The 11971-nt window shown below is 46.6% G+C and carries 11 protein-coding genes and 1 pseudogene; 10 read left to right on the top strand and 2 right to left on the bottom strand.

Going from position 1 to position 11971, the window contains the following annotated elements; translation table 11 throughout:
* Nucleotides 1-283 precede the first annotated feature (283 nt).
* From QUA25_RS00785 to QUA25_RS00760, 6 genes and pseudogenes are all read left to right on the top strand, one after another.
* Nucleotides 284-718 (top strand): ferritin-like domain-containing protein, encoded by a 435-nt coding sequence (locus QUA25_RS00785; RefSeq protein ID WP_333034807.1) that lies wholly within the window; start codon nucleotides 284-286, stop codon nucleotides 716-718.
* 96 nt (nucleotides 719-814) lie between these two features.
* A complete protein-coding gene (locus tag QUA25_RS00780; protein ID WP_333034806.1) occupies nucleotides 815-1777 on the top strand; it encodes an FTR1 family protein in 963 nt (320 codons plus the stop codon).
* Nucleotides 1778-2373: 596 nt separating this feature from the next.
* Nucleotides 2374-3111: a response regulator transcription factor gene (locus tag QUA25_RS00775; protein WP_333034951.1), complete on the top strand. Its 738-nt coding sequence runs from the start codon at nucleotides 2374-2376 to the stop codon at nucleotides 3109-3111.
* A 593-nt stretch (nucleotides 3112-3704) separates the two neighbouring features.
* Nucleotides 3705-4157 (top strand): annotated as a pseudogene (locus tag QUA25_RS00770) (hypothetical protein).
* Between the two features lie 63 nt (nucleotides 4158-4220).
* The gene (locus QUA25_RS00765) at nucleotides 4221-4490 is read left to right on the top strand and encodes a hypothetical protein (RefSeq protein WP_333034805.1); all 270 of its coding nucleotides are present in this window, start codon (nucleotides 4221-4223) and stop codon (nucleotides 4488-4490) included.
* A gap of 142 nt (nucleotides 4491-4632) precedes the next feature.
* Entirely contained in the window at nucleotides 4633-5148 is a 516-nt protein-coding gene (locus QUA25_RS00760) for a transcriptional repressor (protein WP_333034803.1), read from the top strand.
* A gap of 156 nt (nucleotides 5149-5304) precedes the next feature.
* Here QUA25_RS00760 and QUA25_RS00755 read toward each other — a convergent pair whose 3' ends face one another.
* Nucleotides 5305-6159 (bottom strand): Npun_R2479 family HD domain-containing metalloprotein, encoded by an 855-nt coding sequence (locus QUA25_RS00755; RefSeq protein WP_333034801.1) that lies wholly within the window; start codon nucleotides 6157-6159, stop codon nucleotides 5305-5307.
* Nucleotides 6160-6377: 218 nt separating this feature from the next.
* Complete coding sequence (locus tag QUA25_RS00750; protein ID WP_333034800.1) at nucleotides 6378-6581, bottom strand: hypothetical protein; 204 nt, start codon at nucleotides 6579-6581, stop codon at nucleotides 6378-6380.
* A 455-nt stretch (nucleotides 6582-7036) separates the two neighbouring features.
* On the opposite strand from QUA25_RS00750, the gene rpsL reads away from it, so the two are divergent.
* The 4 genes from rpsL (at nucleotide 7037) to tuf (ending at nucleotide 11782) form a co-directional block, all read left to right on the top strand.
* Complete coding sequence (gene rpsL / locus QUA25_RS00745) at nucleotides 7037-7417, top strand: 30S ribosomal protein S12 (RefSeq protein WP_006632197.1); 381 nt, start codon at nucleotides 7037-7039, stop codon at nucleotides 7415-7417.
* A 145-nt stretch (nucleotides 7418-7562) separates the two neighbouring features.
* On the top strand, nucleotides 7563-8033 hold the full coding sequence (gene rpsG, locus QUA25_RS00740; RefSeq protein ID WP_006632196.1) for a 30S ribosomal protein S7: 471 nt from the start codon (nucleotides 7563-7565) through the stop codon (nucleotides 8031-8033).
* Between the two features lie 345 nt (nucleotides 8034-8378).
* Nucleotides 8379-10451: an elongation factor G gene (gene fusA, locus QUA25_RS00735; RefSeq protein WP_333034798.1), complete on the top strand. Its 2073-nt coding sequence runs from the start codon at nucleotides 8379-8381 to the stop codon at nucleotides 10449-10451.
* Between the two features lie 101 nt (nucleotides 10452-10552).
* Nucleotides 10553-11782: an elongation factor Tu gene (gene tuf / locus QUA25_RS00730; RefSeq protein WP_333034796.1), complete on the top strand. Its 1230-nt coding sequence runs from the start codon at nucleotides 10553-10555 to the stop codon at nucleotides 11780-11782.
* Nucleotides 11783-11971: the final 189 nt, after the last annotated feature.

Raw genomic sequence — 11971 nt, 5'->3', positions numbered from 1 at the left:
ATCGGCAATTTCGAGCCACTCAATCAACCAGCCAAGGATTACACCCAAGAAACTCCTTTGCCAAATCTCCTCCAATCTCCCGAAACTAGCAGCAACAATGCAGCACCAGTCGCTAAGTTTACTGTAGTGTTTGCTCCTACTGGAACCTTAGAAGTTAACCCCTAACTCACATATAACATCTATATCCGGTAAGGTGCGCCATCCGCACCTTACTTTTCATTTTTAACTTAAATGTGATATTATAAACAGCGCCCTCTAAGGCATTCTACCTCTAAAACAACAAATGAAAGAACTTGACGAGAAAAAAACCCAGGAACTGCTATGCACCATCATGGAATGGGAACTTGCAGGTGTCGTGCGCTATACCCACTATTCACTAATGGTGACAGGGCCAAACCGGATTCCCATCGTGCAGTTTTTTAAAGCACAAGCAACGGAATCTCTACTCCACGCCCAACAAGCAGGAGAAATTCTCACCGGTTTAGAGGGGCATCCCAGTCAGAAAATTGCTCCCATCGAAGAAACCTACAAACACTCGGTGAAAGACTTGTTAGAAGAAAGTTTAAATCACGAGAAAAAAGCCCTCAAAAAGTATAAATCTTTACTTGAAGTCGTGACAAACTCCAGCGTTTATTTGGAAGAATATGCCCGCAATCTAATTGGACAAGAAGAATTGCACCAAGTAGAACTGAAAAAAATGCTGCGGGATTATAGTTGATTTAATCATTAGTTAATTGTTATGGGTTATTGGTTATTGGTTATTTCCAATCACCAATGACCAATCCCCCATACCCATGCGCCATGATTATAAAAAATGAATTTTAGTGAAGCCATACCAACTTTTGTAATTACCCTGCGCGAAGGCGTAGAAGCCGCCTTAGTCATCGGAATTGTACTAGCTTGCCTCAAAAAAGCCGAGCAAAGTCACCTCAATTCTTGGGTTTATGCAGGTGTTGCAGCCGGCATTGGTGCTAGCGGTTTTGTGGGTATTTTATTCAATGGATTGCTCGCAGCACTATCAACATCCGAGCAGCCTTACGCACCAGTAATTAAACAGCTATTAGAGGGCGTGTTGGGCATTGTGGCGATCGCAATGCTAAGCTGGATGCTAATTTGGATGACTCAGCAAGCTCGCTTTCTCAAAGCAGAAGTTGAAGGAGCAGTTACAGCAGCTTTGACAGAAAATAGCAATGCCGGCTGGGGCGTATTTGGCTTAATTTTTATTGCGGTACTGCGCGAAGGTTTTGAAACAGTTATATTTGTCACCGCTCAATTTCAACAAGGTTTCACTCCTGCTTTGGGAGCTTTGGGCGGTTTGACTGGGGCGGCAATCATTGGCGCGCTACTGTTCAAGTGGGGCGTAACAATTGACATCCGCCTATTTTTCAAGTTTATGGGGATTTTGTTGCTGTTAATCGTGGCAGGTTTGGCAGTATCTGCACTCAAACATTTTGACCAAGCCGCTGGCATTTTGTCACAGATGAATAGCAAATATGCAGGGATTTGTGTTTATTACGATCGCCTGGCACCACTCCACTCTTGTATTTTAGGGCCTATGGTGTGGAATGCAGCAGAAATTTTGCCCGATCGACAATTTCCAGGAGTGATTCTCAAAGCACTTTTTGGATACAGAGATCGACTTTATCTCGTCCAAGCAGCCGCTTACACAATATTTTTAGCCACCATCAGCAGTCTTTATTTCCAAAAATTAGGCTCTCAGGCCACTCTTCCCAAGCAAAATACTCAGCCAGCTCGATCGGAAACTCGCCCTCAGTAGGTATGCAAGCAGTTGTTATCGATTGTTTTGCTGATTCCAGGCCGAGAAAAAAATTAGCCAACCAGGCAAAAAATTGCCCAAAAATTGTCAGGTTGCGGGATTGATTATTTGACTTTTATATCATATGATTTAAAGATGTTAATCTAGTTTAGTTTTTTATAAATATTTGTATTGATATTATTTAATAATACCGTCAATTCCCCAACAAAGCAAGCCATACACCCTCAAAAAATACCAAAATTTTATCAGCAAAATTAACTAACTTAAAAAAATTACAGTTAACGGTTAACAGGGTTATGGAAAACGCGGACTACCGTTAGGGCGATCCTGTGAAGCCCCAGGCGCAGGCTGCAAAAGTTAAGGCTGTTCTTCCCGACCAAGAATCTGCCCCCAGCAAGATTTGGGACAAACAGTTTTCTGATATGCGCTCTTAGGGCTTATAATAAGTACAAGAATATTTACAGAGCCCCGAGAGTTCTTAATCAACCTTATCATCCTTAATGAAGCTTAAAATTAAAAAATTGTTCGTTAAAGTTACCTGGAACCCCCAGAAGGCTGTAGGATCTGCCATTCGGTTAGCGGTGAGATAAATAATGATGCCTCGGATACTTGTTATTGATGATGACGCGGCGATCGCCGAACTCGTAGCAGTCAACCTAGAAATGGCTGGCTACGAAGTCACCCAGGCAGAAGACGGCATCAAAGGTCAGGCACTAGCAATACAACTGCTCCCCGACCTGATCATGCTAGACCTCATGCTGCCTAGAGTAGACGGATTCACCGTATGTCAGCGTTTGCGGCGTGACGAGCGCACCTCAGACATTCCCGTCTTGATGTTGACCGCCTTAAGTCAAACTCAAGACAAAGTAGAAGGCTTCAACTCCGGCGCCGATGACTACCTGACCAAACCCTTTGAACTAGAAGAGATGCTAGCCCGAGTGCGAGCTCTACTAAGGCGCACAGACCGCATCCCCCAAGCTGCCAAACACTCCGAAATCCTGAATTACGGCCCGCTGACCCTTGTCCCCGAAAGGTTTGAAGCTGTTTGGTACGATATGACCGTCAAACTGACCCACCTAGAGTTTGAGTTGCTGCACTGCTTGCTTCAGCGCCACGGTCAGACAGTCTCTCCCAGCGAAATTCTCAAAGAAGTGTGGGGTTACGACCCCGACGACGACATCGAAACTATTCGTGTACACATCAGACACCTGAGAACCAAGATGGAACCCGATCCCCGACATCCTCGGTACATCAAAACCGTATACGGGGCTGGTTATTGCCTGGAGTTGCCCAACAACGAGCAAGTAGCTGAAGAAACCAAATCCTCTGCGTGAGCTAGCGCGCCAAATGCAACAAGCAGTTAAAAATCCCGCTAGAAAAGCCTGAGAGCATTTGCTCTCAGGCTTGGTTGTTTGGAGTTTGAGATGAATATGTCAACAAGTAGGCATTAACTCTCTTGATTCGGAAAAAAACAATCCCGCGCCCCCCTCTAACCATACTTTTAGAGAAGCTTGTCCATAGGAAAGTACCGGATTTCTTTTTCCACCTTGTCTTTTCCGAGAGGATGGGATACCTACTTAAACAATACTCTAGCCATAATACTCTTTAATAATATTATTTATCAATAAATTTTGAGATATTCCTTGATCTGCTATTTTTGCTAACTAGAAGCCAAACTCCGCTCAAGCGCCAAAAACAGTCATAACCGTGATATAACGAGCTTTTTTCCTACTGATTTACATACCTGAACTCAAATCAGTGAAAATTTTTCTCAAATACCCCTTGACGAAACTACTAAAATTGTTGATTATCTATATCAATAACCTGCGATCGCTTAAAACTCCCCTGGCATCTTTCTCAAGAGGTAAATCGCCGTGACCAGCATGGCAAAAAAATCCTTCCCAGCCGAAGGAAAATCATTTCCCTCGTGGGTCGGCAACGCCCGCTTAATCAACCTTCCGGCCGTTTGCTAGGTACCCACGTCGCCCACGCCGGCCTCATCGTCTTCTGGGCGGGAGCCTATACCCTATTAGAGCTTTCCCGCTTTAACCCAGAATTGCCCATGTACGAATAAGGCTTAATCCTGTTGCCAAACCTAGCCAGACTCGGCTGGGGCGGCGGTGCAGGAGGCAAAATTGGCGATACTGATCCGTACTTCGCCGTTAGGGCGATTCAGCTAATCAGCTCAGCCTTTCTCTGCTTCGGCGACATCTTTCACTCGCTCAAAGCGCCAGCAACCCTCGAAGCAAGAACTTATTTTTTTGGCTACACATGGGAAGACGCAGACAAAATGACCACCATCTTGGGCATCCGCCTAGTTTTGCTGGGTGTCGCTACCTTCTTGTTGGTGGCCAAAGCTATGTATTTGGGTGGTTTATGACTGTCTTTTTCTAATAGTTATGTATTGCCACTTTGATTATTTTTGTGGAGTCTGTCCGTAACATTGCCAGAAGGAGTCCATCAAATCAAGCGCTTGTATCCAATTCCTTTTCCTTGTTATTGGGATTTTTTTACTAAGGACTACCGCCTCACATTTACAGTGCGCCCGTGCGTTGCTTGTACTGAAGATGCGATCGGTTGCACTGACTTTGAACCTAAGACTTGTTTTACCAATGCTTATCCGCAACATTGCTCTCAACTTCACAAAAATTACGAAGAAATACCGAAAACAACTTTTTTAATTCCACTTTTAGCAAGGGGGATAGGTGGCTAGCACCTTACCCTGGACTAAAGGGGGAGTCTAGATTTATATGGATTATCACGGAAAATATACTTTAGGAGAATCTAAAAAATAGCACGAATAAATAACAGATAATCCATGACAATCCTCGCTCAACTTATTTATTTTTTCCGACATGAATTTATACAGTGCTAACTCACTCAAGGTCGAACTCAACCAAAGAGGCTGCCGCCTGACTCCCCAGCGAGAAACTATTTTGAGTGTTTTTCAAAATCTGCCACAAGGCAATCATTTAAGTGCGGAAGAATTATACAAGACTTTGCAGAATCAAGGAGAACGAATAGGCTTGTCTACTGTCTACAGAACGCTGCATTTATTAGCAAGGATAGGAATTTTGCGTGAACTAGAATTAGCAGAAGGACACAAACATTACGAACTGAATTTTCCCGAATTGCACCACCACCACCACCTGGTTTGCATTCAGTGTCACAAAACCTTTGAATTTAGCGATGAATCTATTTTAAGAATTGGCAAAAAGCAAGTTGAAAAAGCTGGGGTAGAACTGCTTGACTGTCAATTAACTGTGCGAGCTGTTTGTTTGGAAGCGCTACGGGAGGGATGGCCTTCTTTGGTACCCAGCAATTGGTTGTGTCCCAGATATCATTCGGAAATGGAGGAAGAAAGTAGTTGATAGGGATGAAATACACTTCGGTAATCGGGAATTGGTGGTCATTGGTAATTTGTGCTTTGTTATTCGTTATGAGCTGTTAGTTATTAGCACCTACAAATACCCAATGACAACTGACAACAGACTGCTAACTGCTGACGGGTGAATTCACTTTTGCAATCAAGCAACCTCAGAAGAATCGCAACGTTGGTGTTCCATCCGAAATATGTTAGCGTACAAACTAGCAATAATCTGTTTGCCTTCCTGCGTCAACTGCAAGTAACCGAGAGATTCACTGATGTGAGGATAAATGCCGCTCCAGTAAAACTTAGAGTAGCTTTGCAGCAGGTCCCCCGGATGTCGATAGCCCAAAAGTTTAGTAGCCCCGCTTTCTTCCAACTCGTAAAACAGCGCGCCAATTTTCTGCAAATATTGCGGGTTGCTGAGCTGACCTATCAAGTCAGCACCGCGCACTAAACTAGAGTAATTAACTGCATCCTCGTCCGTGTTGCCGTCAAGCACGGAGAAACGAGTCTGTTCTATGTTCTGCTTAATTATCTCCGCATTTATTAGCTTGTGGTTGCCGAAGCGCTCGTCAATGAACAATTTAGCTCTGTCAACTCGGTAAGGAGCTAAGCTAGCCGCTGTTGCACCGGGAGCAAGTGCAATTCTCATGCCATCTTTTCCAGTAGCATACAATCCTTCTGATTCTTGGTCTTGCCGGCAAACTCCTTTGACATATCCGATGTCTTGGCACAGCAAAGAAATGATGAAGTGCAGCCAATCTTCGCAGGAAACTCCGCCCTTGCGAATGTGTTTTCCCCGCAAGATTTCTTGACCGACTAAGCTAATGCAAATGGCGTGTTCTACATTGTGATAAAGAGCGTCGCTGTTGGCGATGTTTTCTAACGCCATTGCCCCCACCCAGGCAATAATGTCAGCATAGTCTGATTTGTAGCCTCCGTAAGTGCGGCTGTACCCGTTCTGAAGTTGTTCGATGAAAGCCTCGATTAGCAGTTCTGTAGAATTAAACATACCATGTCCTTTTACCTTAATATTTCCTTTTAAGAGCGGTGCATCTATTTGGGAGTCCTCTAATTTTATGGAGGAGATTTTAGCTCACAACTCATGCACCCCGTGTGCGTTATGCTCTGTGGGTGGCAGGTGGGTGGCAATCTCAAAACTCATTGACGCAGCTAGGCCCGGGGAGTTACCAAGCAATCTCGCGCCCTGAGTCAAAATTCCCAAGTAACTCAGTCCATCACTGACACCCATCCCCGCCGTACTGCATACAGCAGCCTGCTGACAATTTTTCGATCCTCTGAACTTTTTAAACTGTGAGAATTAATTGCGTATTGGATTTGCTGGAAGACAGTCCGATCGATCTTACCGGATTTCCAAATATTCAAGTAAAGTTCGGAAATTTTATATTCAGGAATATAAGCTTTGGTTGTCATCTGCAGTCAACTCAATGTATATTTCTTATTGTCCGGCAGTTTTAGATAATTTTATGTGATGTAGATCGGCTATAGACTGTGATGCGATCCCAGGCAGGAGTTAATGCACTTCTCCTCACAATCGTAATTTGATCGAAAAAGCGCGATATTGCGATCGTCATAAATTTTGCTGACGGCTGTGACAATCATCATAGTTGCGCCTAAATTATAGGATGTCACATACCATTCTCCCGTTGCGCTCGCCCCTAGACAACTTGCACCAAGGAAGGAAGTTTGAGCGCGGGTCGCGCAAATTTCTTGCCAAAGAAACACCCGTCGTGTACAATATAGAGTCTGGTATCCTCACTTACCCATAATTATTTTCATTCATCCCGTCCCCCCAGAGGGGAAGGGACTTTCAGTGCGGATACAGCCAAATCACTATATTCAGCAAAAAGCTAGAAATGCCGTAACTCATGCCCACTATTCAGCAACTCATCCGTTCAGCACGGGAACAAACGCAGAAAAAAACCAAATCGCCAGCTCTCAAGAGTTGCCCCCAGCGCCGCGGAGTTTGCACCAGAGTGTACACGACCACCCCGAAAAAACCCAACTCGGCGCTGCGGAAGGTGGCTCGGGTACGGCTGACCTCTGGTTTTGAAGTCACCGCCTACATCCCTGGGATCGGTCACAACTTGCAAGAACACTCGGTAGTAATGATCCGGGGCGGTCGGGTAAAAGATTTGCCCGGAGTTAGATACCACATCATTCGGGGTACATTAGACACCGCTGGGGTGAAAGACCGCAAGCAGGGTCGTTCCAAATACGGGGCCAAGCGTCCTAAAGAGAAAAAATAACACGGAACTCGCCCGATCGTCGGGGTAGGGAAGCAAAAATAAATCCGATCGCGCCGCTCAATTGCACGCTCGATCGTCATAAATCGAGATGTGATCCCAAAACCCCAAACTCAATCATTCAAAATCAAAAATCCCAAATAGAACTATGTCTCGCCGCACAGTTATTCAAAAACGTCCAGTTCCACCAGATCCAACCTACAACAGCCGGTTGGTAAGCATGATGGTGAGACGGATCATGCAGCACGGCAAAAAATCCGTTGCCTCCAGCATCGTCTACGACGCCCTCAAAACCATCCAAGAACGCACAGGGGCTGAACCGTTAGACTTGTTTGAAAAAGCAGTCAAAAACGCGACACCCCTGGTAGAAGTCAAAGCCCGCCGGGTAGGTGGCGCCACCTACCAAGTACCGATGGAAGTGCGTTCCGATCGCGGTACAACACTCGCCCTCCGCTGGCTGATCAGATTTGCCCGCGCCCGCACTGGCCGCTCGATGGCAGCCAAGCTAGCCAACGAACTGATGGATGCAGCTAACGAAACAGGGAGTGCTATTCGCAAGCGCGAAGAAACTCACCGCATGGCTGAAGCTAACAAGGCTTTTGCTCACTACCGCTACTAACTGCAACACCGGGCATGGAGAAGAGCGCGATCGTGCGGTATAAAAGCATCGGGTGAGAAATTGGAAAGTGTAAGTTTTGAGTGTTGAGATTGCTTCTCTTGGCGCACTTGCGATTCGTGAAGCAAACTCAAAACTCTCAAAATCAAAACTCATGCACTCAAAATTTATGCACTCTCTGAATCCTCCATGTCGCATCCTTAATATTTTTGTAAACAAATCTTGCAAAAAATATTAAAATGTAACAATAAGCTCCAGAGACTTTTGTAAGTCACTGGGGAGTGCAAAATAGGGTTACTGTGTAGTATAATAGTATTATAACAGCAACACAAGATTAAGGAGGTAGCTGTGGCACGTACCGTCCCGCTAGAAAAAACTCGCAACATCGGCATCGCAGCCCACATAGACGCGGGCAAAACAACAACAACTGAAAGAATTCTGTTCTATTCAGGCATGGTTCACAAAATGGGTGAAGTGCACGAGGGAACAGCAGTCACTGACTGGATGGAGCAAGAGCGGGAGCGGGGAATTACGATTACTGCCGCTGCTATCACCACCAGTTGGAAAGATTACAAAATCAACATCATCGACACTCCCGGACACGTAGACTTCACGATCGAAGTCGAACGCTCGATGCGAGTGCTCGACGGAGTGATCGCAGTGTTCTGCTCGGTAGGGGGAGTGCAGCCGCAATCCGAAACAGTTTGGCGACAGGCCGATAGGTACAAAGTACCGAGGATCGTGTTCGTCAACAAAATGGATCGGATGGGGGCAAACTTCTACAAAGTCTACGGCCAAATTCGCGATCGAATGAGAGCGAACGCCGTACCCATCCAAATCCCGATCGGCAGTGAAGAAAACTTCCGGGGAATTGTAGACTTAGTGCAAATGAAAGCCTATATCTACAACAACGACATGGGAACCGACATCGAGGAAGTAGAAATCCCCGATGAAGTAAAGGATCTAGCCGTAGAATACCGCACCAAGCTGATCGAGTCGGTAGCAGAAACCAGCGACGCCCTGACGGAGAAATACCTCGAAGGCGAAGAGTTAACGGAAGACGAAATCCGCTTGGCCCTGCGTCACGGCACTGTCGAAGGTACGATCGTCCCCATGTTGTGCGGTTCGGCCTTCAAAAACAAAGGCGTTCAGTTGTTGTTGGATGCAGTCATCGACTACCTGCCGTCGCCATTGGAAGTTCCCCCAATTCAAGGGCTCCTGCCCAACGGCGACACCGCAGAACGATTTGCAGACGACGGCGCGCCCCTGTCAGCCCTGGCATTCAAAATCATGGCTGATCCCTACGGTCGGCTGACCTTTGTTCGCGTCTACTCCGGTATCCTCAAAAAAGGAACCTACGTCCTGAACTCCACCAAAGACAAAAAAGAGCGGGTTTCTCGCCTAATTGTACTCAAAGCGGACGATCGGATAGAAGTTGAGGAACTGCGGGCAGGAGACTTGGGAGCAGCCTTGGGTTTGAAAGACACCTTCACCGGCGACACCCTCTGCGAAGAAGGAGCGCCAGTGATTCTGGAATCTCTGTTTATTCCAGAGCCAGTCATCTCGGTGGCTGTCGAACCCAAAACCAAACAAGACATGGAGAAGCTATCCAAAGCCCTCCAGTCACTCTCGGAAGAAGACCCCACCTTCCGAGTCAACGTTGACCCAGAAACCAACCAGACAGTCATCGCCGGCATGGGCGAACTGCACCTGGAAATCCTGGTAGACAGGATGCTGCGGGAATTCAAAGTAGAAGCCAACGTGGGTCAGCCACAAGTAGCCTACCGTGAAACCATTCGCAAATCCGTCCGCGCCGAAGGTAAATTTATCCGCCAAAGTGGCGGTAAAGGTCAGTACGGTCACGTTGTGATCGAACTAGAACCCACCGAAGTCGGAAGCGGCTTTGAATTTGTCTCCAAAATTGTTGGTGGCACTGTACCCAAAGAGTACATCGGCCCGGCAGAACAAGGGATGAAAGAAGCCTGCGAATCAGGTATTGTAGCAGGGTATCCCGTGATTGACCTCAAAGCTACTATGGTAGACGGGTCTTTCCACGACGTAGACTCCTCAGAAATGGCATTTAAGATCGCCGGTTCAATGGCGATCAAAGAAGCCGTCATGAAGGCGTCGCCAGTGCTGCTAGAGCCTATGATGAAAGTAGAGGTTGAAGTTCCCGAAGATTACATCGGGAACGTCATCGGAGACCTCAACTCGCGTCGGGGTCAGATCGAAGGTCAAGAGACGGATCAGGGGATAGCCAAAGTTTCTGTAAAAGTTCCACTAGCAGAAATGTTTGGTTACGCCACCGACATCCGCTCGAAAACCCAAGGTCGAGGCATCTTCACAATGGAATTCAGCCATTACGAAGAAGTGCCGCGAAACGTGGCTGAAGCCATTATCGCTAAGAACAAAGGAAACTAATGATTTTAGATTTTAGATTTTGGATTTTGGATTAAATCCAAAGTCTAGAATCTAAAATCTAAAGTCTAAAATCGCTAAAAGAAACAAGGAACAGATCAAGAATGGCACGCGCAAAATTTGAACGGAATAAACCCCACGTAAACATCGGCACGATCGGTCACGTTGACCACGGCAAAACAACTTTGACCGCCGCGATTACGATGACTCTCTCTGCACTAGGTCAAGCAAAGGCTAAGAACTACGCCGACATCGACGCTGCGCCAGAAGAAAAAGCACGGGGTATTACGATTAATACTGCTCACGTGGAATACGAAACCACAGGTCGGCACTATGCCCACGTAGATTGCCCCGGACACGCTGACTATGTGAAAAACATGATCACCGGTGCTGCTCAAATGGACGGCGGCATCCTAGTAGTGTCAGCAGCAGACGGCCCCATGCCTCAAACTCGCGAACACATCCTGCTAGCTAAGCAAGTTGGCGTTCCCAGCTTGGTTGTGTTCTTGAACAAAGAAGACATGGTGGATGATGCTGAACTTTTGGAATTGGTAGAACTGGAAGTTCGCGAACTTTTGAGCTCTTACGATTTTCCGGGCGATGACATCCCCATCGTCACAGGTTCGGGATTGAAAGCTCTCGAAGCGATGCTTGCTAATCCCAAGACTGTCAAGGGCGAAAATGAGTGGGTTGACAAAATCTACAAGCTGATGGAAGAAGTAGATGCTTACATCCCCACGCCAGAGCGCGAAATTGACAAGCCTTTCTTGATGGCTGTAGAAGATGTATTCTCGATTACGGGTCGCGGTACTGTTGCTACTGGTCGGATTGAGCGCGGCACAATCAAAGTCGGCGAAACAGTCGAATTGGTGGGTCTTAAGGACACTCGCAGCACTACGGTGACTGGTGTGGAAATGTTCACCAAGCAGTTGGATGAAGGTTTGGCCGGCGACAACGTGGGTCTACTGCTACGGGGGATTTTAAAGGCGGATATTGAACGCGGAATGGTGATTGCCAAGCCGAAAAGCATCATGCCTCACACTCAGTTTGAATCTGAAGTGTACATCCTGAAGAAGGAAGAAGGCGGTCGGCACACGCCCTTTTTCTCTGGATATCGCCCTCAATTCTACGTCCGTACCACTGACGTGACCGGCACGATCGCACAATTCACCGCTGATGACGGTAGTGAAGCAGAAATGGTGATGCCCGGTGACCGGATCAAAATGACTGTTGAGTTGATTCACCCGATCGCGATCGAACAAGGAATGCGCTTCGCTATCCGCGAAGGCGGCCGCACCGTCGGCGCCGGCGTTGTTTCCAAAATCCTTAAGTAGGAATCCGATAACAGCTTAAATAGCAGAAAAGCCACCAAATTTAATCAGGCTTTTCTGCTATTTAGTGATTAGTCATTAGTCAAGATTCCGAAGTTAGCAGTTAGCTCAAAAACAACTGCAAATAGACGACAGACGACAGACAACAGACAACAAACAACAAACTGAACCTCGAAAATTCAAGAAACAAAA

This window comes from Microcoleus sp. Pol17C6, assembly GCF_036701145.1.
In the GTDB taxonomy this organism is placed as follows: domain Bacteria; phylum Cyanobacteriota; class Cyanobacteriia; order Cyanobacteriales; family Microcoleaceae; genus Microcoleus.
The sequence above is the reverse complement of the archived record's forward strand: the minus strand, read 5'-3'. Positions and strand labels throughout refer to the sequence as shown.